22 protein-coding genes and 1 pseudogene are annotated in these 21,092 nt (G+C 36.4%); 4 read left to right on the top strand and 19 right to left on the bottom strand.

What is annotated here, in order from left to right; all coding sequences use genetic code 11:
* Positions 1 to 129: 129 nt before the first annotated feature.
* Positions 130 to 552, bottom strand: coding sequence for a NusG domain II-containing protein (locus tag BCI01S_RS16140; RefSeq protein WP_047942854.1), 423 nt, complete (start codon positions 550 to 552; stop codon positions 130 to 132).
* Positions 553 to 722: 170 nt separating this feature from the next.
* Entirely contained in the window at positions 723 to 1,865 is a 1,143-nt protein-coding gene (locus BCI01S_RS16135; RefSeq protein ID WP_047942855.1) for a zinc-dependent alcohol dehydrogenase, read from the bottom strand.
* Between the two features lie 217 nt (positions 1,866 to 2,082).
* Here BCI01S_RS16135 and BCI01S_RS26020 point away from each other — a divergent pair.
* Positions 2,083 to 2,428 (top strand): annotated as a pseudogene (locus BCI01S_RS26020) (IS1595 family transposase); the annotation flags it as partial.
* Between the two features lie 43 nt (positions 2,429 to 2,471).
* Here the strand turns inward: BCI01S_RS26020 and BCI01S_RS16125 are convergent.
* From BCI01S_RS16125 to BCI01S_RS16115, 3 genes are all read right to left on the bottom strand, one after another.
* On the bottom strand, positions 2,472 to 3,047 hold the full coding sequence (locus BCI01S_RS16125) for a nucleotidyltransferase family protein (RefSeq protein WP_047942856.1): 576 nt from the start codon (positions 3,045 to 3,047) through the stop codon (positions 2,472 to 2,474).
* Between the two features lie 215 nt (positions 3,048 to 3,262).
* Complete coding sequence (locus BCI01S_RS16120) at positions 3,263 to 4,921, bottom strand: ABC1 kinase family protein (protein WP_047942857.1); 1,659 nt, start codon at positions 4,919 to 4,921, stop codon at positions 3,263 to 3,265.
* A 13-nt stretch (positions 4,922 to 4,934) separates the two neighbouring features.
* Entirely contained in the window at positions 4,935 to 5,234 is a 300-nt protein-coding gene (locus BCI01S_RS16115) for a phasin family protein (RefSeq protein WP_047942858.1), read from the bottom strand.
* 673 nt (positions 5,235 to 5,907) lie between these two features.
* On the opposite strand from BCI01S_RS16115, the gene BCI01S_RS16105 reads away from it, so the two are divergent.
* On the top strand, positions 5,908 to 6,396 hold the full coding sequence (locus BCI01S_RS16105) for a DedA family protein (protein WP_047942860.1): 489 nt from the start codon (positions 5,908 to 5,910) through the stop codon (positions 6,394 to 6,396).
* A gap of 407 nt (positions 6,397 to 6,803) precedes the next feature.
* On the opposite strand, the gene BCI01S_RS16100 is transcribed toward BCI01S_RS16105, so the two are convergent.
* A complete protein-coding gene (locus tag BCI01S_RS16100) occupies positions 6,804 to 7,142 on the bottom strand; it encodes a winged helix-turn-helix transcriptional regulator (RefSeq protein WP_047942861.1) in 339 nt (112 codons plus the stop codon).
* A 106-nt stretch (positions 7,143 to 7,248) separates the two neighbouring features.
* On the opposite strand from BCI01S_RS16100, the gene BCI01S_RS16095 reads away from it, so the two are divergent.
* Positions 7,249 to 7,632 carry a RidA family protein gene (locus BCI01S_RS16095; protein WP_047942862.1) on the top strand — a complete coding sequence of 128 codons (384 nt, stop codon included), beginning with the start codon at positions 7,249 to 7,251 and terminating at the stop codon, positions 7,630 to 7,632.
* Between the two features lie 179 nt (positions 7,633 to 7,811).
* Here the strand turns inward: BCI01S_RS16095 and BCI01S_RS16090 are convergent, their stop codons facing one another.
* Positions 7,812 to 8,171 carry a MerR family transcriptional regulator gene (locus tag BCI01S_RS16090; RefSeq protein ID WP_047942863.1) on the bottom strand — a complete coding sequence of 120 codons (360 nt, stop codon included), beginning with the start codon at positions 8,169 to 8,171 and terminating at the stop codon, positions 7,812 to 7,814.
* A 131-nt stretch (positions 8,172 to 8,302) separates the two neighbouring features.
* Between BCI01S_RS16090 and BCI01S_RS16085 the strand changes: the two genes are divergently transcribed.
* Positions 8,303 to 9,145, top strand: a complete 843-nt coding sequence (locus tag BCI01S_RS16085; protein ID WP_061800050.1) for an SDR family NAD(P)-dependent oxidoreductase — start codon at positions 8,303 to 8,305, stop codon at positions 9,143 to 9,145.
* 55 nt (positions 9,146 to 9,200) lie between these two features.
* Here BCI01S_RS16085 and BCI01S_RS16080 read toward each other — a convergent pair whose 3' ends face one another.
* From BCI01S_RS16080 to BCI01S_RS16025, 12 genes are all read right to left on the bottom strand, one after another.
* The gene (locus BCI01S_RS16080; protein WP_061800045.1) at positions 9,201 to 9,479 is read right to left on the bottom strand and encodes a hypothetical protein; all 279 of its coding nucleotides are present in this window, start codon (positions 9,477 to 9,479) and stop codon (positions 9,201 to 9,203) included.
* Positions 9,480 to 9,629: 150 nt separating this feature from the next.
* Positions 9,630 to 9,836 (bottom strand): DUF6980 family protein, encoded by a 207-nt coding sequence (locus tag BCI01S_RS16075; protein WP_047942894.1) that lies wholly within the window; start codon positions 9,834 to 9,836, stop codon positions 9,630 to 9,632.
* A 27-nt stretch (positions 9,837 to 9,863) separates the two neighbouring features.
* Positions 9,864 to 10,472 carry a transglutaminase domain-containing protein gene (locus BCI01S_RS16070; RefSeq protein ID WP_061800044.1) on the bottom strand — a complete coding sequence of 203 codons (609 nt, stop codon included), beginning with the start codon at positions 10,470 to 10,472 and terminating at the stop codon, positions 9,864 to 9,866.
* 220 nt (positions 10,473 to 10,692) lie between these two features.
* Positions 10,693 to 11,613 (bottom strand): cysteine synthase A, encoded by a 921-nt coding sequence (gene cysK / locus BCI01S_RS16065; protein ID WP_061800041.1) that lies wholly within the window; start codon positions 11,611 to 11,613, stop codon positions 10,693 to 10,695.
* A gap of 15 nt (positions 11,614 to 11,628) precedes the next feature.
* Entirely contained in the window at positions 11,629 to 12,252 is a 624-nt protein-coding gene (locus BCI01S_RS16060; RefSeq protein WP_053215709.1) for a lysozyme family protein, read from the bottom strand.
* Between the two features lie 202 nt (positions 12,253 to 12,454).
* Positions 12,455 to 13,693: an MFS transporter gene (locus tag BCI01S_RS16055; RefSeq protein ID WP_061800039.1), complete on the bottom strand. Its 1,239-nt coding sequence runs from the start codon at positions 13,691 to 13,693 to the stop codon at positions 12,455 to 12,457.
* 614 nt (positions 13,694 to 14,307) lie between these two features.
* On the bottom strand, positions 14,308 to 14,616 hold the full coding sequence (locus BCI01S_RS16050) for a hypothetical protein (protein WP_061800037.1): 309 nt from the start codon (positions 14,614 to 14,616) through the stop codon (positions 14,308 to 14,310).
* 72 nt (positions 14,617 to 14,688) lie between these two features.
* Positions 14,689 to 15,255, bottom strand: a complete 567-nt coding sequence (locus BCI01S_RS16045) for an NADPH-dependent FMN reductase (RefSeq protein ID WP_047942875.1) — start codon at positions 15,253 to 15,255, stop codon at positions 14,689 to 14,691.
* A 4-nt stretch (positions 15,256 to 15,259) separates the two neighbouring features.
* Entirely contained in the window at positions 15,260 to 16,324 is a 1,065-nt protein-coding gene (locus tag BCI01S_RS16040) for an LLM class flavin-dependent oxidoreductase (RefSeq protein ID WP_061800068.1), read from the bottom strand.
* 16 nt (positions 16,325 to 16,340) lie between these two features.
* Complete coding sequence (locus BCI01S_RS16035) at positions 16,341 to 16,895, bottom strand: YwhD family protein (RefSeq protein WP_047942876.1); 555 nt, start codon at positions 16,893 to 16,895, stop codon at positions 16,341 to 16,343.
* Positions 16,896 to 17,734: 839 nt separating this feature from the next.
* A complete protein-coding gene (locus tag BCI01S_RS16030) occupies positions 17,735 to 18,259 on the bottom strand; it encodes a YceI family protein (RefSeq protein WP_061800032.1) in 525 nt (174 codons plus the stop codon).
* A gap of 354 nt (positions 18,260 to 18,613) precedes the next feature.
* The gene (locus tag BCI01S_RS16025; protein ID WP_047942878.1) at positions 18,614 to 20,710 is read right to left on the bottom strand and encodes a 5'-nucleotidase C-terminal domain-containing protein; all 2,097 of its coding nucleotides are present in this window, start codon (positions 20,708 to 20,710) and stop codon (positions 18,614 to 18,616) included.
* Positions 20,711 to 21,092 lie beyond the last annotated feature (382 nt).

Raw genomic sequence — 21,092 nt, 5'->3', positions numbered from 1 at the left:
AATTTTGCGGATATCAGCCAAACTCCATTCTTTATCAGCCAAAATTCACCCTTTTTCAGCCAAACCACAAACACCACAAAAACAAAAGAAAGCGGTGATTGAACACCGCTTTCCACACAAAACAATTAACTAATGCGACAAAATCAATCCATCCTCCTCTGCCTTTTCCGGTTTGTCTGCTACTATTTCGATTAAAACTTTATGGGGCAGACATATAATTGTTTGACCAGGTATGCCTTTCCATCCCATTTTGACGCCAATTTGGTCTGGACTATTATCTTCTTTAATTCTGATTTGTTCATTTTCCACTTCGATTAAATTATATTGTTTTCCTTTTCCTTTTATCATAAATTGTTCATTTTCTGTATGACCTGTTAGTTCTACTTCACGAATGACTTTCCCGTCCTGTGTAATGACTGCCATGACTTTATTCCCTTCTTCTTCCTTCCCTTGGTGCATCGCAAATACGACCATTGGGACAAATGAAATGATTAAGAGGAGAACAACCATAATAATATCAAAAGGCTTAATCATCTTGGAGTATTTTCTCATCGAAAACGTCCCTCTCTGTGTTAGCTGGTTTACACTTTTATTATAAAGGGTTAGATAGTAGAAACATATGGATAGCGTCAAATAGTCGATAAATTGCCATATGTTCGGAAGGGGTTGATAAAGAAGTGAAAAGCCATCGATCATCTTCCTTCGATGGCTTTTTCGAACAATTAAGGTTTAAGGACAACTTTAATTACTTCATCCTGGTGATCATTAAACATTTGATAAGCATTGCTCGCATCATCTAATGCAATGCGATGTGTAATAATTTCCGTTGGATCAATTTTTCCTGTAGTAATCCAATCAAATAACATGGGCATATAGTGTATTACTGGTGCTTGTCCTGTTTTAACTGTAATATTTCGTTCAAAAATATTTCCTAATGGGAACATATTATATTTAGATCCATAAACACCTGTTAAATGCATGGTACCAAACTTACGAACAGCATTCATACCAATTTCGATAGCACTGATTGTTCCGCCCTGAATCTTCAACTTTTGACCAATTGCTTCCATAGGTGTTTTCTTTCCGTCCATGCCTACACAATCGATTACTACATCGGCTCCACCAGAAGTCAGTTCCTTTATATAGTTGCCTGTATCTCCATGATTATCAAAATTAACAATTTCCACTTGGTTCATTTTTTGAGCGTGGTTTAAGCGATATGGAATATTATCAACTGCTATAACGCGCTTTGCCCCCTTCATCCAAGCAAATTTTTGAGTCATTAATCCAACAGGTCCACAACCTAAAACGACGACCGTATCGCCCTCTTTTACGCCTGAATTTTCGACACTCCAATATGCCGTTGGAAGGACGTCAGACATAAATAACAAGGCTTCATCCTCTAATTCACAGGACTCCGGGATAACAAAAGGAACAAAATTCCCGTATGGAACTCGTAACAATTCTGCTTGTCCCCCTTGATAATCTCCATACCGTTCTGTAAAGCCAAAATATGCTCCCGTATCTGCAATGTCCTTATTGGAATTAGCATTATCACATTGGCTTTCCATATCATGCTCGCAATAGTAACAATGTCCGCAAGCAATGTTAAATGGTAGTACAACACGATCTCCTTTTTTTACTCTTGTTACTTCAGGCCCTACTTCTTCCACAATTCCCATAGGTTCATGTCCTATGACATAGTCTTTTTCAGCCGGCAATGCCCCCTGATAAATATGTAAATCAGATCCACAAATAGCCGTGGAGGTAATGCGAACGACGATATCATCCTTTTTTTTAAGCTTCGCATTTTCCACTTCCTTTACTTGTACATCTTTCGTTCCTTGAAATGTAACAGCCTTCATCAGCAAACTCCTCCTGTTTTAGTTGATTGTTTATCTATACCATTTCAAGAAGAAGCTACAAACATCCAAATATTTCCGTTATTTACTGCAGGAATAGATTCGAAGTGCGGTTAATTTTAGGCGTAACTGCCGATAAAAGACTAGATTTGACGGTGACGGTTAGGGTAAAATTGGAAAAATATACTAATTCACTTGATATAGCTACACACCCCAAAGATTTCAAATTTTGAAAGGAATGCTGGAAAGTGATGAACCCTTTTTAACGAGTCTTTAAAAGGATGTAAGCCTTAGACAGAAAAACAAAGAAATGTGGGGGAAGAGACAGACTAGTAACCTTAAAATTGCTGTTGTGGTAGTTCAGAACCGTAGTTGCAGGTTATAATCAAGGCCGAGTGCGAGCGGAAGAAATAGATGCGGTTATAGGGAATGATAGTGAACCAGCTTCTTTGCTATGCGCTGATACTACAACCTATAAGAAATTCGCTCTGATAAAGACATTGAAACACGAGCCTATTAATCTTAGGAAAGAAGGATATGTTAAAAAAGGTATCCACCACCTTAGGTATAAAAAAGCCATTCTATAAAATGAAACGGCATATTTCCTAATTAGTTTTTTAATATGTGTTGGACTTTAATTTTATGCCAAATAGCCTTCCAATTCTTTTTTATAATTCGCTCCTCGTAAATTGCAGCAAGTTCTTTTATTTCAATAAAATAGGGAGTCGGTTTCAGTTCTAAATTAATGACATCATCAGTTCCACAAGGAGAAGTAAGAACCAGTTTATTATCCTTGTCTATCTTTACTCCGAGAGCAGTTGCAGTTTCTGGAAACTTTGAAATAGCATCTTCCGAAGAAGAATAAGGAGGAAGATTATTAATGACGTGCATTCTTGCTTCATTTTTAACAGACCAAGGTATATTAGGCATTATACTTTTCAACTTATTCTCTAATTTCTTTTCAAAATTCTCATCAATTTTTGCGTTATCAAAATAAATAACATCTACGTCTGGAGTCTCAGTTCTTTCCTTAAACCCGTGCAATGTGTCCCAGATTTTTGAACGTACAAATCCAGCACATATCCACCAATCAGGCAAATTCAATGAACTCGCAACCTTTATAATCTCCATCATTTTTTCATCGCTTTGGATTAGCTTTATTATATCTTCTCTATTCTTTAACATCTTAAAGTTATCCCCCTTTTTCACAATCGAACATACATTCTTATTCTAACACAACAAAGCGGGAAGGGATAATATTCCATAAGTTTTTTAAACACATTTAACCCTTAATATCTAAAAAAGCAACAATGTTTACGAAAAGACCATACAAAGGCGTGACCAAAAAAAGTGTCAAAAACTCGAATAGAGAGTTTTTGACACTTTTCATTCTCCTTATTCTAAAACCTGCCTGACCGAAAAATCGAGTAAATAAGCCAAGCAACCATCAACATGGCGATTGAAAAGCCAATTTCAATGATTGGAAATTTCCAGAGAACGGTTTGTACTCCGCTAAGTGCAACGCCAATAATGAGACCGACCATCACGATACTCAATGCCAGCAGCACAATACTAAACGCGATTTGATTACTGAATCGATCAATTTTTTTGATTAATAAATCTAACTGTGGGGAGGTAAATTCCACCTGCACTTTTCCCTTACGAAGAATTCCCATTAACTGTTTGGCGGTAATCGGAATATCTTTTAATGAAGCAAAGTATTCTGGTATTTCCTCTACTATATTTTTCACTATTTTCCACGGCTTGAGCTTATCAAGAAATAGCTTTCTTCCAAATGGCTCCGCCACATCAAATACACTAAAAGTAGGATCAAGTGCTACAACAACTCCCTCCATCGTCATAAGCGCCTTTCCTAAAAGGGTTAATTCGGAAGGAATTCTTATGTTATGACGGAAGGCAATGATAAATAAATCATTAATTGCTTCACCCACACTTACGTCTTTCAGCGGAATATTATAATATTTATCGCGTAACTCTTCCACATCAGCTGTTAATTTTTTTATATCAACATTTTCGGGAATCATGCCTAAATCAGAAATCGCGCGAATGATTCCTTTCGTGCTTTTATTACGAAGAGCCACAACGAAGGAAGCAAAACTCTTTTTCGTATAAGAAGAAAGCTGGCCTACCATCCCAAAATCTAATAAAACGATGCGCCCATCCTGTAGGGCAAGTACATTTCCCGGATGAGGATCGGCATGAAAATGACCAACCTCTAGAATTTGATAGAAAATCGTATAGGCTAATCTTTCTGCAAGCAGTTCGCGATCAATTCCAGCTTCATCTAATCGCTTATGGTCAGATAGCTTTATTCCCTCTATATAATCCATCGTCAATACCTTTTTTGTGGAATAATCCCAGTAAACTGACGGGATGACAACATATCCTATCGATTTATTCTGCTCTAGAAAACGCTCCATATTTCTGGCTTCGATTCCATAGTCTAATTCAATCAGCAGACCTTTTGCAAGTTCATCAACAATTTCGCGAAGGCCATACTGCTTTGCCCAACCCCATGTATTCTCCGCGATTCGGGCCAAATCGGCGATAATTTCTAAGTCTGTTTCGATGATAGCATGAATATTAGGACGTTGTATTTTGACAGCAACCTGCGTCCCGTCTTTAAGGATTGCTTTATGCACTTGCCCAATGGATGCTGCCGCCAATGGAGTTTCAGAAAAATGTTTGAACAGATGATCGACAGAATCACCTAATTCTTCTTCTAAAATCTGAACGGCTTCTCCATATGTAAAGGGAGGTACTTGGTCTTGCAGTTCTTTTAATTCATTAATTATTTCTGGCGGAATTATGTCAGGACGGGTACTGGCAATCTGCCCAAGTTTAATAAAAGTAGTTCCAAGTTCTTCGAGTATTAAGCGGATACGTCTTCCAGTGCTTTTAGGAGGATGTTCTTTATGAAAGAAAAACTTCTCCTCCAATCCGATCTTATTGGAAAAAAAGCCTATTCCGTTACGAGCGAGAATAGACGTTATTTTGCGATATCTTTTCATCTGTCTAATACGTTTACTTACACCCATTTACAAACCTACTTTATTCGTCGAGATTTTTTCTTTCTAATGCCTCTATTCTTTTTTCTAATTTCTTTACATCCTCTAAAGTAGCCAGCTTTAATTCTCCATAAGCAGCATTTACCTTTTCTTTTGCTACTGCTTCAAGCTGACCTTTCATTTCCTCTCCCTTTTGAATCAAATGATTGATTAAATCTTTTGATTCATTTTTGCTTACCTCTCCTTTTTTCACTAATTCTTCAACTGTTTTTTCTACTTGTTCTTTACCTGCAATCGCTAAACCTAAACCTAAGGAAAGTGCTTTTTCAATTGTTGTTCTCATCCTCAAAAAACCTCCTTATATTTTTCTAGCATGCTTCATTTTCCCAGTGACTACTTTTCTATTTGTCATTAAAGTAATGCAAATATGACTCAAAGTCAAATCATTCGAGTGTAATTTCTTTCTTTGTACCAACATACTTATGATATGCTTAATAATGTAAATAATGGTGACTTTTTCATAAGGAGGTGTCAAAATTATGGAGAATAAAAGAAGTCTGTATATCGAACTAGTCTGGGGTTCCATCGGCATGCTGATTATCTCTCTGGTTATTGCCAATGCCCTCTTGTCCTCCGAGCACTCCTTTTCTGTACCTACTCTTATTCTAGGGTTTGCTCTCATAAACAGTTATATCTTTTTCCTAGAAAAAAGAGCGGGACTCAGCCAAAAAGTAATCTGGACACGATCATTGATTCTTGTTTGCTTTATTATTATTTACATCGTTAACAACTCTTCATAAAATGATCTTAAAATTAACTTCTTAGAACTTCTCACTCCCATTTTTCTTTATTTCGCTGTATGATAGGAAAGTCGCATTATTTCTTGACTATTTTGTCATGGAATAGGCACATTTTACTTAACTACTATATACTGTGGATTTCTTTCAAAAGATAAATAAATCTTTTACAGTCATTATTTAGCTAGTTAACGAGAAATAAAGAACGGAGTAATATAGATGAGTACATCCATACATTTCATTTCCCAATTCGGCTACATTGCCATTTTTGTGCTTTTTGCATTAAGCGGTTTAGGCATTCCTGTTCCCGATGAAGCATTGCTAACCTTTGTAGGCTATCTTTCTTCCATTTCCATAATGAATTTTCTAGCTGCAGATATCATTTGCTTTATTGGTGCCCTTAGTGCCATGGTTATCAATTACACATTAGGCAAGAAAATTGGCAAACCCTTTCTGCTTACCCACGGAAAATGGATCAAGCTCACCCCTAGCAAATTAGAACGCGTGGAAAATTGGTTTGATAAATATGGCCCTTGGACAATAGTCATTGCTAATTTCATCCCAGGTGTCAGAAGATTAACGTCTTACTTTTCAGGCATTTCTGGTATGAATCTATCAAAATATATGTTATTTGCCGCAATCGGTTCTTTTCTTTGGTGTTTACTTTTTAATATTATTGGTTACTACATGGGAGTGCTTCCACTTTAAATGGGAACACTCCTTTTTTTTAGGGGAAATTCCAGCTCAAATACTGTATCTTCTAGCTTGCTAATAGTTTATTTCAGCCTAAATAATCAAGACTATGATGAAAGTAGTGGCGGAAATCCAGCTCGGCTACACAAACTGGAGTAAAGTGAAAAGGGACTTTATCCTTAGAATGAACGCAATTTTTACTGGAGTAAGGCGAAATCTAGCTTTCATCCATCGAATGAACACCATATTTCTATAGAGTACGAATAATAAGAACTTTCACCGCCTGCTAGTGAACATGCCCGCACACTAATGAAAACAGCTACCAGTTAGGTAACTGTTTTCTGTTTTCTGTTTTCTAATACAAGAGACTAAAGTTAGCTCATTCTGATTCAAATGAGTTCTGATTATCCTGCCAAAAGAAGTTAAATATTGCGGTTTTTTTCTCCCCATTCACATAACTGTTCTAAAATAGGCAGGATCGATTCTGCTTTATGTGTTAGACTGTATTCCACTTTAGGAGGAATTTGAGGATATTCCTTTCGTATAATCATCCCATCTGCTTCTAAATCTTTAAGCTGCGAACTTAATGTTTTAAAGGTAATTGTTCCTATTCTTCTTTTCATATCATTAAAGCGAACAGGTTGACTTTCTGAAAGGAGATACAGAATTAGCATTTTCCATTTACCTCCAACAACTGACAGTGTATATCCAAAAGGTGTCTCTTGGATATTACCCTTTTCTTTATAATCAGCCATACTCATATTGACACTTTCCTTTCTGATAGTAGCTATCTAAATAGTGCGTACTATTTTTTTCTTTATATTCATTTTATACTTTCCTTAATTCGAGATAAAGGAGAGAAAAAAAATGACTACTATTAAAACCTACAATCACAACCTATGGGACCACGGTATTACCCAAGGATATAGTGTCAACGGTACTATCTACATTTCAGGTCAATTTTCGCACGATAAGGATGGTATGTTCGTTGGCAAGGATAATATTGAGGCACAAACTCGCCAAACATTAGAAAACCTTGATCGAGTTTTGAATGAATTTGGTATTACGAAGTCCAACCTCGCTTATGTGGAAATCTTTCTAACAAATCCGCAGGAGCACACTGAGCCAGTCATCAGTCTGTTCAAAGAATACCTGGAAAAACACAGACCAGCCGGCAGCCTCATCGGTGTAACTTACCTGGCGTTTCCGGAGCAGTTGATTGAAGTCAAGGCTGTCGCACACTCTGATTAAGTAAGTTACAATTTCAAAATAAATAATGTACCTTGTAATGATATTGATTGAAATATCATTACAAGGGCATAGTTATTTTAAATTTCCTATTACTAATGTCACTTACCTTCCACTTTAGTTGTGATAAAATCAAAATCTGTTTGATTTAAGAAATATCCTTAAAAGAATGACATTCGTTTTTATACTTTTCTTTTTAACCATGTTCCTTCTGCTAACTTTTCATCGATAAAATCCAAAACGGTCTGTAATTGGGCCATCTGATTTTTTACTTTTTCCTTTTGCTGAAGCATACCTGCTATCATTTCAGGGGTCATCTTACTTGTTTCCGCAATACCAAGATATAATTTCACTTCTTCTAAACTAAGATTTGCCTTTTTCATACAAGTGATCATTTGAAGCCTATCCATATCAGCTTGCGTAAAGACTCGATGCTTATTCGGCAGCCGTTTAATGTTTGGAAGCAAACCAATTTTTTCATAATATCTGATTGTATCAATACTTAGTCTAGTAAGAGTACTTACCTGTTTAATGGTATACATTCGTTCGTCCTCCTTCTTATAAAGTCATTATAAGATATGGAGTTAACTCCAGGTCAAGGAGAATTCTTTTTATTGACATGGAGTTAACTTCATATTCTATACTTCCTTCATCACCAATAGGAGGTAATAAAATGATTATAGCAGAAAGAAAAACAGCTCTTGTTACGGGGGCGAACAGCGGAATAGGTCTTGAGCTGACTAAGAAATTAATCGAGAATGGGTGGGCAGTTGCAGCTTTAATTCGCTCTGAATTTCCAAAAGAAGAGCAAATGCTGCAGCAAAAAATCCGCGCAGGAGAAATCCGAGTTTATCATGCTGATATAGCTGATTTTAGGCAATTAAAGTCTGCTTTGAAGCTAATAAAAGAGAAAGAAACAAAGCTTGATGCTCTCTTCAATAATGCAGGAGGCAGTTTCTCGAAGCTCGTCTTTTCCCCACAAGGGCGTGAACTGCATTACGAAATTCAGACTGTGGTTCCCTTTATCATTACGATGGAACTACTTGATCTTTTAAAAAAAGGAAAGCCTGCTATTGTTATACAAACTAGTTCAGATGCATTTAAATTTAAAAAATCTTTCGTACCAGAGGAATTGGCAAACCCGCCTAAATTTCAGAAATTGATTGGTCCCTATGCATCGACGAAGTTGGCAATTACTTTGTGGACGCATGCTTTTGCGCAAGAATTAAAGCGAGAGGGTGTGACAATTATCAGTATAGATCCAGGCAATAACAATACAATGCGCAAAGGGAGAAATGGCGGGCTGCCACTAATTATACAACCATTCATCCATTTATTTGGTCCACATCCTAGTGTGGGGGCAGGTCGGTTGTTTGCTGGATTAGAAAAATCTCCGCATGAAGCTGGGCTATATTTTAGAAAAGGAAAGCCTGTGGAATTCAAATTTAAACAGCACGCAGCCCAAGTTTTACTGCAAGTGCAATATGTATATGAAAAGGAATATTTATCACTTTGAAAAAAACAAGGAGGCTGCCAAAACTCTCTTGACAGCCTTTTTTCCTGCAACTGCTTTAGGCAAAATTTCCATTTTGCAGGAGAACTTTATGTAATTTTTCTTGACACTTTTTTTGATAAGAATGCTTATTGAGTTTACTACTATTGAATTTCCCAATACATTGTCGGACATCCTTATCGTGAATAATTAGCCCTCTACACTCTTCATCATTAAGGTAATTTCGGAACCATTGATGTTTTTTTAGATGTTTTACATTTCTGCATACCTCTTCTTCATCAACCTTTAGAAAAGGTATATAAACTGCAAGATTTAATAAGTCGAGTAAAATTCCCAATGCTTTACCTCCCTAATAATTTGTTAATAAATGGTACGCTTATATGGAATAAAAAGTTTCACCTTATGCAATTTTTAGCTGTCCTAATTCTCATTCTTCCAACCGATATTTGGCCAATACGTATTCTGTGCTCCGGTAATTCTGCACAAACTATGCTAATTTTGACCCACACCACGGACAAAATTCAATTTCAATACTTGAAGTACCTCCATCATGTATAATCAATCCGTAGTCATGATCCTTTTCATCGAATAAAATTAATTTATCTGGACAGTCATAGGGATTTTCATGAATATCACACTTGAATGTTGCATGATACCCCATCTCCCCACAGCAATCCATATTCCTCTTTCTCATCTCCTTGTAAACCATTAAACACCTGTACTAAATGCTATCAGGCAAATGATGTTTGTACATTTCTAATGCATCATTATGGCCCTTTAGCACATTTATTGTTTTGGGATTTGGATGAACATAAATAACGGGATAGTCCTTTTCATCCATTTTTTCGTTAATTGTAAAAGCTAACTTTTCTTCCTCTAAGGAAAATTGTGCATCAATGCCAGCTTTGTTTCCACGAGCATCTAATCGTATCCATTTATTTAGAGATTTTAAATAAACGGCATTTAAAGCATGTAGACAATATCCTTTTTCTGGAGAGTCAAACAACATCAATCGCTGATAACAGAAGCCTGTTGGAATATGCTGAGAACGTAATAAAGCTGCTAATAAATTTGCTTTTGCATAACAAATTCCTTCTTTGTACTTCAAAACATCGGATGCCTTACAAGTCACACGTTTCCCTTGAATATCCCAGGAGTGACCTATTTCATCACGGACGAATTCAAAGGCTGCTTTGTTTTTTTCAATTTCTGTTTGAGTTGAATTAAATAGGTCCTCTCTTTTCTCTTTAATGATTGGATTAGAATAATCCACTTCCTTTTGTTCAGATAAGTAATCTGTTAATTGGCCGGACTCACAAATCAATTTCATTAACTCCATCTCCTTTAATCTATGTATAAAAATTTACATATACGTATTATTATACACTTGATTTAAAACAGAGTTAAAGATGTACTATAAAATCGCAACATTATTATGCCAATTGGAGAAAAAGAAAAGACCAAATCACAAATGATCTGGTCAGCTAAGAAGTATTAGTTGGAATATTTTCTCCCCAATAGGAACAGCTTATTCCAATGTTTCCATTCTTTTATGAAAATAAATCTGAAGATAAATAACGTTCTCCTGTATCAGGTGCGATACATAACACTTTAGCAGTTGATGGCAGTTCACTTGCTATTTGCACAGCAAAATGTGCGCTAGATGCACCCGATGCCCCTACAAAGATTCCTTCTTCCGCTGCAAGACGTCTTGCCATGACTTCTGCATCATGATCTTTTATTAATAAGACTTCATCAAAAATGTCTCTGTTCAAGATTTTCGGTATAAATCCTGGGCCTGTTCCTGGAATTTTATGAGGGCCTGGTTTACCTCCTGATAATACTGGAGAACCAAATGGCTCTACTACATATATTTTTATGTCTGTAATCATTTTCTTTAATTCTTCTCCAACACCAGTAACTGTTCCACCTGTGCCAGCTGTCAAAACAAGTGCATCTAGCTTTCCTTCAAACGCTTCAAAAATTTCAACAGCAGTAGTACCTCGATGGGCATCAGCATTTGCTGCATTTTCAAATTGCATGGGAATAAAGCTGTCAGCAATATCTATAGCTAAACGATTGGCTTCATCAATTGCCCCTTGCATTCGTCTGTTACCTGGGGTTAAATATACCTCTGCTCCATATGCCTTTAATATTTGGACACGTTCTTTTGTTGCATTATCTGGCATTGTAATGATACAACGGTATCCCTTTACGGCAGCAACCATGGCAATTCCTATCCCTGTATTACCTGAGGTCGGTTCAATAATGGTGCTTCTTCCCGGGATAAGCTTTCCCTCTTTTTCAGCACGCTCAATCATATTTAAAGCCGCACGATCTTTCACACTTCCCCCTGGATTAAAAGATTCTAATTTGATAAAAACCTCTGCTCCAGTAGTATTAGGTATTTTATTCAATCGTACAGTCGGTGTATTGCCAATTAATTCAAGTACAGAATGGTAAAGCTTCATTTTTCTTTATTCCTCCTATAATTTCCGAGCATATTTTTCAATTATATTACTCATCTCCTCTACCTTGGATGTCACTTTATCTGCATAGGTAAAGTCTCCATAGCAATAGGGATATCTAAAATTTAATTTGTCATTATTACATGTATAAATGTCTGGTGACCGTTCGACCATATATTCTGAGTATGTTTTGGCTGATTCTTCACTATGTTCGACTTGATTATTGCTGACAATGAAATCAATATAACCAGGTCCCATATTATAGCTTTGGATGATTGCTTCTATATCTACTCCTTGCTTTTGCCCATACTTGTACACTTCTGCAAAATGAAATACTCCTTGCTTAATGCTCTCGGATGGATCTTCAATTGCATTTCTTTTCAGCCCTGCTGATTCAGAGGACTGCATGGGATCATTTCCTTTTCCGCGACTTTCTTGATCCATGATAGCAAGTAAAACAGGTGCCAGCTCTTCTGCATTTAATTCATTTTTTTCCAGTTGAGTGGCGATTTCTGGTAAATATTTCAACAATCTTTGTTCTTTATTTTGCTTAATTGTAGTAGAAGCAAATAAATAGCCAAAATATATAACTAATATTAAGACAATAATTGTATTTGTTGTAGTTTTCCTTCTTCTTTTCATCCCTATCCCTCGTTGACGCTTAAATATCAATTAAGCGTTTCGTTTTTGAACGTTGCATTTCCCGATACATTTATCCATTATACAAGAAACAGTGTCGAATTTCATTCCTCGTAAGAGAACTTTTAAATTCTCCCAGCTTTTAAAAGAAAAAAAGACTTAGCTGCGCAAACATACTATGCGCTCACTAAGCCTAACAGTTGAATCAAACTCTTTCAATAGAAGGTTTTCCAGCTTCGATTAATGCTTTGTCTTTTCCTAAGAAAATCGACAGGATCATAATAAAAATTCCTGTTCCTAATAATAACCATTCGACTTTAATAAAATCGGCAAGCGGTCCAAATATTAACATGCCAATTGGCATCATAGAGGTAGAAATCATTCCCATGACACCGAAAACTCTTCCTAAAAATCCTTCTTCTATTTTTTCCTGCAATAAGACGGTGGTTGGTGTATTAAAAATGGGCATTGCCACTCCGAATAGCGCCATAAATACTAAATAGATCCAAAAGAATGGAATCATCCCGAGTGCAAAAGTGCAAACTCCCATAATAATGCTTGCTAGGGTCATTGTTTTCACTTTATTCTCAAATCCACCCCATGCGGCAATGACTCCTCCGCCTACCATCATTCCAATGGAAAAAGCTATTTCAATGGCTGTTAGCCGCCAGACATCATCTCCAAAGCTGCGAGTAACCTGCAAAGGAGTTAAGAATGCTGCTGGTGCCATCAGCACAAAAAAGATGGAAAAATAAATAAAGAATTTTTTCAAAAAGGCATGATTATGGACATACTTCAGTCCTTCTTTAAAATCACTAAAATAACTTGTCGATTGTTCTAGCGATGCCTTTTGATGTGCAGGAATCTTTAAAAAGGCAAGCAAGGTAAAAATAGCAATAGCTGCCGTTATAACATCAATGAAAAAAATCGCTTCGATGGATGCCATCGTCAATAAAGCAGCACTAACCATCGGAGATACAAACATAATTACTGCCTGAATACTCCCATTAACACCATTCACTTTTGTCAGCTTATCTTTTGGCACTATTTGTGGCAAAATCGCCCCAACAGATGGCGTTTGAACACCTGTTCCAAACGCTCGAACTGCTGCCATCACAAAGAGCAGCCAAATGGAATCATATCCCATTAAAAAGAGCAGCGCCAATATTAATGTCGCAAATGCAATTAATCCATCAGATATCATAATCAAGAGTTTCCGGTTATAGCGATCGGCCCATACTCCAGCCACTGGCGACAAAAGAAACGTGGGAAGAAATCCACAAAGGATATATAATGTCATCATTAAACCGGATTCAGTGGTTAACGTTATATGCCACATAATAGCATATTGCACAAGTGATGATCCAAACAAAGATATCGTCTGGCTGCTAAGAAATAATACAATATTCCGATACCAATTTTCTTTATTATTAACTGTACTCATTTATAAACCTCACATTCTAATTTTTTGTCATGTGAATAAGTCTATCTATTAGAGCAGAAAAAAGAGCGAAGACTTGGTATCTCCCCTCTTTATTAACCATTATTAGGTTTCCAATAAACAGACAGACCAATCCCACTTCTTCTCAAAAGAAGACTATCCAAACGTATTTAGTTAACGATGAAATGTGGGAATCTTAGTCTCATTGATGCTGTCACAAGGAAAACCTCCGCTTCATTTATATTCCAATTAATCATAGCATATGCATCGCCTTTGCTACAATTTGCTTACAAAATAAATTTTTTTATTTCTTTATTTATGATTGCTGATTAAATTAGCAAATCATGTCTGCTTTTTGAGATAAGACTTTCTTTTATCAGCCATATTCGGTTTCTTTTCAGCTGAATTTTTCTTTTATCAGCCAAACTTGGGTGGGAATCAACCAAACTTCCTTTTTATCAGCCAAACTTGGGCGGGAATCAGCCAAATTTCCTTTTTATCAGCCAAAACTGCACACTTTTCAGCCAAACTTTTCTTTTTCTTATCAAAAGAATTTTCCTTCTTAATAACAGAAAAGCTAGTACTCTTCAGCCGAAAAGTACTAGCTTTTTTAGATTTTAACTAGAAATGATTATTTTGACAGATTCATTTTCATGCTGCTCTAATAACTCTCTAATATCGATATCATCGATAAAAAAATCATCTACATATTTCGTTCCTCTGTAGTAATGCTGCTTGCCTTCAAAGTAAAAAATATCAGCTGTTCCTTCATATGTATAAGTTTTCCCCTTTGCACAAACAATAGTAAGAATGATTTCTTTCCCATTGTAGCCTCTATAATACTGCGATACAGGGATATTATTAATAACTAATACATCTGAACCGATATCTCGTTGAATGACAACGATTCCTTCTAATTCCTTCATTTCTTCTTCCTCAATTATAAATACTAATTAGACTAAAATATATAAAAAATATCTCACAAACATTTTCACTTATTAAAAATCGTATTGGGCTTCCTTTTTCGCTCGTATTTCCGTATATGTCTCTGTTAATACTATTGTATCTTCCACTAATCGCTCAATGCGGAATAACACATCATCATCTATAATTTCTTTGCGCTGAAAATCTTTTTCCTCAATAAATACATATGTTTGAACAATCTGCGCTTTCATATAAGCCAAAATCGGTTTTAACTGCTGTTCTGCAATTAAATAATGTTTAGAAGAACCTGCCGTTACAATTATACTAACTACTTTATCGCGAAACGCATTTTGCGGCAATAAATCAAAAATGTTTTTCAACGTAGCAGGTATAGATGCTTGGAAAACTGGTGTACCTATAATAATCGCATCTGCTTCCATCAATGTCTTGGTGACAAGCCCTGTGTCCCCTTCATATTCTAAATAGTTTCTCCCATCACTAAATTGGATATCATAATCCGCCAAATCGAGTAACGTTATCTCAATATCGGGATAATTATCCGCAATAGCTTTCATTGTGTAATCCATCGCTGTTCTCGTTTTAGATCCGACCTTTGATCCGGATAATCCAACAATTTTCATAATCTTATGCCTCCGATTTTTTTGTGTATTTTCTAATAGCCGGCAAAATTTCCGTCCCAATGATCTCCACATTTTTCATAACATTTTTAAATGGCATACCACCAAAATCAATTTGGGCAATATAGCGTTGATGATTAAACATTTCATGTTGATAAAGAATTTTTTCTATGATTTGCTGTGGACTTCCGATATTCATAATGTTATGCGGATCTACCCCTTGAGCAAAATGCTGTTTTGGGAAGCCAGCACCATTTGTTTTTTTCATGCCTTCATTAATATGTGGGTACATATCTTTTAAAGCTTGCTGAGATGATTCTGCTGCATAGAAGAAGCCTGCTGTAGCCACTGGTAATTCGACTGGATCAAATCCGCTGTTCCGAGCTGCTTCACGATAAGCATCTACTGTTCGTTTGAATACAGATGCTGGACCGCCTAAATGTGCCATAAACATTGGAGCTCCTGCCATTCCAGCTCTGATTGCACTTGCTGGTGTCCCTCCAACAGCACGCCAAATCGGAATAAAACTTTTTTTAGGTCGTGGTAACACTCTGGCATTTCTTAACGGGGCACGGAATTCTCCATTCCAGTTCACTACTTCCTCTTCATTAATTTTCATTAATAATTCAAATTTCTCTTCAAACAATTCTTCATAATTACGAAGATCGTAACCTAACAATTCAAATAAACCGACTCTTGAAGCACGCCCAGCAATAATTTCAGCACGGCCTTTAGAAATTAAATCAATTGTTGCAAAATCCTCATATACCCTGACCGGATCTGATGTACTTATAATAGTAGAAGAACTAGCTATTTTAATATTTTTCGTAGCTTGTGCAATAGCTGATAACACAACTGAATGCGCTTGTGTAACAAAATATTCTTGATGACTCTCTCCAACACTAAAGAAATCAAGTCCTGCTTGATCTGCTAATTTTGCGTATTCGATAATCTCATGTACACGTTCTTCTGCAGAAATTCGTTCCCCTGTTAGTGGGTTTGGTAAATGATCCCCTAATGTATAGATTCCAAACTCTAATCCTTTGCTTGGATCTAATCCGTATTTTTTCAATTTCTTCACCTTTCTTCTATTCAGCATTATTTAAACTATTCTTTAATTCCTCAGGCGATCTCTCCCAATAATCATTGTTAAAATCAACAAGGAACTTTTTTAACGACTGCTTGGAATCGTAATCCATATTGTCTAACGCAAATCTTCGTTTGATAGCTTTATCAAGGCTATTTACATGCTCTGGCATCGCCTTGTAGCCAAAACGTTTTCTACTTCCTTCTTTCATTTTCTTTGCTACCAAGATTTCGCAAGCACCAGCACCAGAATAATAAGCACCCTCTTCGTTTCTGTCCAACGCAATCCAAATAACCCAATATTTATGCGGATCCAAATCTAGTACTTCTTCTTTTGTCACATTCTTAAAAAATACTTTTTGTTCCACTTTACTCCTGCCATGCATAGCACCTATATCAATAAATACTTCCTGGCTTTCTCGATCAATAATGATTGGCGTTACATTCTCTAAGGAGATAGATCCTACACCATAGCCGCCATCACCTTTTGTCGGATCATTTCGCAAAATATTAAATTGTGCATTTTTTTTGGATGAACCTTCCTTTTTATTGTCCATATTTGAGTTTGTTCCTCCTTTTTATACAAGTCCCTTATGCTTTTTTCTTATTTAGACCAACTAGATAAGGTATTTTCGGAAAACTAACTTACCGCTTCAAAATGACTTGTCTTGATTGCTATATTAAGGGGAATGGCGTTTTATGGCAATTATTCTGTTTGTTGTTACTATAAATAAGGATTTTTGTATGCTCATTTAATTTATAGCTTGCCATCTTTAGAGTGTGGCTATGTATGAAGTTTGGATGGAATACAGTGGTCGGTGAATTTTTGAATTCAGGTGTTTATGAACACCAATTTTCCCTCTTGCTGACGAACTTTTGGCTTTCATCCTCTCCATGAACACCACTTTTCCCTCTTGCTGACGGTTTTTCGGCTTTCATCCTCTCCATGAACACCACTTTTTCCTCTTCCTGACGAACTTTTGGCTTTCATCCTCTTCATGAATACCACTTTTTCCTCTGGATGACGGTTTTTCGGCTTTCATCCTCTTCATGAACACCATTTTTCCCTCTTCCTGACGAACTTTTGGCTTTCATCCTCTCCATGAACACCATTTTTCCCTCTTCCTGACGAACTTTTGGCTTTCAGCCTCTCCCTGAACACCACTTTTCCCTCTTGATGACAGCTTTTTGGCTTTCATCCTCTTCATCAACACCATTTTTCCTCTTGATGACCAGGTTCTTGCTTTCATCCTCTCCATGTCAGCAGGCCCATTATTCTCTTTATATAGAAAGAAGTAAGTTTCTTCCCAAACAGAAGTGCATTTCTTTTTTATCTAAAGAGGACAGTTCTAATGCATCCAATTGGATACATAAGAACCGTCCTCCCTCTGTTTCCTTATGCTGGGTTTACTTCTAATTCTACTTTGATTTTGATATCTTTTCCTACTAGTACGCCGCCTGATTCCAATACTGCGTTCCAAGTAAGTCCGAAGTCTTCACGGTTGATTTTTGCTTCTCCTTCGAAACCGTAAACTTCTACGCCCCATGGGTTTGTGCCTTTTCCACCGTATTCTACGTCAAATGTTACTGGCTTTGTAACACCCTTAATAGTTAAATCACCTGTTACTTTATAGTCATCACCATCTTTTGTAATCGATGTTGATTTAAAATCAATTGTTGGGTATTTTTCTGTGTCGAAGAAATCTGCTGATTTCAAGTGATTATCGCGATCTTCACTATGTGTGTTAATGCTTGCTACGTCAAATTTAAATGCAATGCTAGCTGTTGTTAAATCTGCTAAATCTGCAGCTTCTACGTCTGCTGTGTAAGAATCGAATTGTCCCTTCACTTTTGAAACCATCATATGCTTTACTTCAAATCCTACACTAGAATGTGATTGATCTACTGTCCATTTTGCCATTTTAAAATTCCTCCCATTTTCCTCTTATTATTTACTTTGAATTCAAGATATTTATTAAAAAAATTAGTTTCCCTCAATCTTATTGAATATTAAGGCAAACTTATTAGAGATATCTCTATCAAAAATACTTTGAAATAAATTATCTCTAATTAAAGATAATTTTACACACATCTATTTGTTTTGTCTACACTTTTGTGAAATTTTTTTCGAAATTTTTGAAAGAGGAGTTAAATTAAACTAATTCCAAAATATAGACATAATTTCATTAAATATAATTCAATCATCTATTTTAAAAATTCTCCTCAAAAAAACCCTTCCGCAACTGCGAAAGGGCGTTTTCAACTATTAATTTTATTAAATCTTTGAATATTTAACTTTTCTAAATACCAGGAATCCAATTCCGGCAGCTAATAATATTGCCCCAGCTACAATCATTGTATACATGTTTGTAGCTGTATTTGGAAGAGCATTTCCATCTGCATTGTTGTTTGTTCCTGGTGTTGCACCTTTATCTCCTGGAGTTTCTCCGTTATCTCCCGGGGTTTCTCCATTATCCCCTGGCGTTTCTCCGTTATCTCCCGGGGTTTCTCCATTATCCCCTGGCGTTTCTTCGTTGTCTCCTGGCGTTTCTTCATTATCTCCAGGAGTTTCTTCGTTGTCTCTTGGCGTTTCTTCATTATCTCCAGGAGTTTCTTCGTTATCTCCTGGCGTTTCTTCATTATCTCCAGGAGTTTCTTCGTTATCTCCTGGGATTTCTTCTTCGTCTCCTGGGGTTTCTGGCTCAGCTCCACGTAAATCGACAATTCGGCCTTCAAGAACAGGATTTACCTCTCCACGTAAATCGTCTACCATATAAGAGCATAATTGTTCCCAGTCAACTTCCCCAATGTCCTGTACCCGACCTTCTGCATAAGCATTAGCAAATACTGGATACCCATCACCGCCTTTAGCAGTAAAGTTATTTGTCGTCACAAGGTATCTTTGGTCTGGTTGAATTTCTTGAAATTCCCCATTTATATTTACATACATAGAAACAACTCTGGAACCTGAATCTTTAGTGCTATCATAACTATACTTCATACCAGCTATATGAAGGAAACCTCCATTTTCCGCTGGAGCTTGACTAACACTCTGCTCAAGAATTTGCTTGATTTCTGCACCAGTTAATTCTAACACCACTGGATCGTTTCCGAATGGAAGAACTGCAATGATTTCTCCGATAGTAATTGGACCTTCATTAATTGCTGCTCGAATTCCACCGCCATTTTGAAAGGCAATTACTGTTTTTGGATATTTCTCTTTTGCTTTTGCTAACATGGCATCTGTAACAAGATTACCTAACTCTGTTTCATTAGCACGTACACTTACCGTACTTCCTTCACCTAGACGAGGGTTTGCTAATGCCTTTAGTGCAATTGCTCCTGATTCCTGAGTAGAAAGCTGTGTTATTTTATCTTTATATGGAGCTAATATAGCAGCAGCTTCTGGATCTGCTTCTTTTTGTGAAGCATTTATTAGCTGTCCTTCATGCCCAGAAACAACACCATTCTCATCAAACTCAACCGCTAGTTTTCCCAAATATTGTGCATATTGGTATGCTTGAACGATAAGAGTTGGATCTTTCTCCACACCATTCTCATCTGTTTTAATAACGGTTGGCTCATCTAATTGAGTATGTGAATGTCCACCAACAATTACATCAATTCCATCTACATACTTGGCTAATTGTAAGTCATTTCCGAAATCAGGGTTACTATCATAGCCAATATGAGTCACCGCAATAATTTTGTTAATCCCCATATCTTCAAAAGTCTTAACTGCATTTTCTGCCTTTTTAATATAATCTAAAAATTTTACATTTACCGGACTAGAGATGTTTGCTGTATCTTCTGTTGTCAACCCGAAAATACCAACCTTTTCTCCGTTAATTTCTTTCACTATACCATTGAAAATTTTTCCGTCTTCTGGTGATGCAGAGAATTCATTCTTTTGCAGATCTTTCATAAAATCATCGCCAGAAAAATCAACATTAGCTGCAAGGAATGGAAACTTTGCACCCTTAACAAACTCTGCCAATGATTTATGACCATTCTCATTAGAACCTAAATCAAATTCGTGATTACCAAAGATCATCCCATCCAAATTCATCATGTTTAATAGAGCTAGGTCTGCTTTTCCACGATATTCATTGAAATAGAGTGTGCCGGAAAAAACATCTCCTGCATTAAATACTAATGCATTAGGATCTTCTGCCCGCACTTCTTTAATAGCAGTGATCATATTTGGCAGTAAATCGGCACGAGCATGCGTATCATTCATGTGCATAATCGTTAACTTAAAATGATTATTACTCTCTTCCGCGTATGTACTAGCTGGTGAAATAACAGATACTAATAGTGCTAATGTTGTTATGATGCTAAAAAGAAATGCAAAATGCCTCTTCCTGTTCATTTAAGCAATTACCCCCTAATTAGTTTCGTTGACTTAAAGCAAATAAAAATCAACTTTTCTCCCTTATTGTAGAAATTCTCTATTAACCTATGATGAAACGGTTGTAAATCTCTGTTAATCTAGCTTATCTACTTATTCATAAATTAAATACTTTCTTGAGATAGGTTCTCAACTTACATCCCGTCATTAAATGCCTATAACAGGACAATTGCACCTCCCAACCTTTTTCTATATTACTAGTACCTGTTAAAATCTCATCTTCCATATTCAGGAAAAAAGTAAATTTCCTCTTCGCGATTAATGAAACGGTAGAAGCTTTTATCAGGAATCCTATCTTTACAACTAGTATAGAAAAGATTGTTTGTATTTTCTACATTTTTTT

It is taken from the genome of Niallia circulans NBRC 13626 (assembly GCF_001591585.1).
Classification (GTDB): Bacteria; Bacillota; Bacilli; order Bacillales; family Cytobacillaceae; genus Niallia; species Niallia circulans.
The sequence above is the reverse complement of the archived record's forward strand: the minus strand, read 5'-3'. Positions and strand labels throughout refer to the sequence as shown.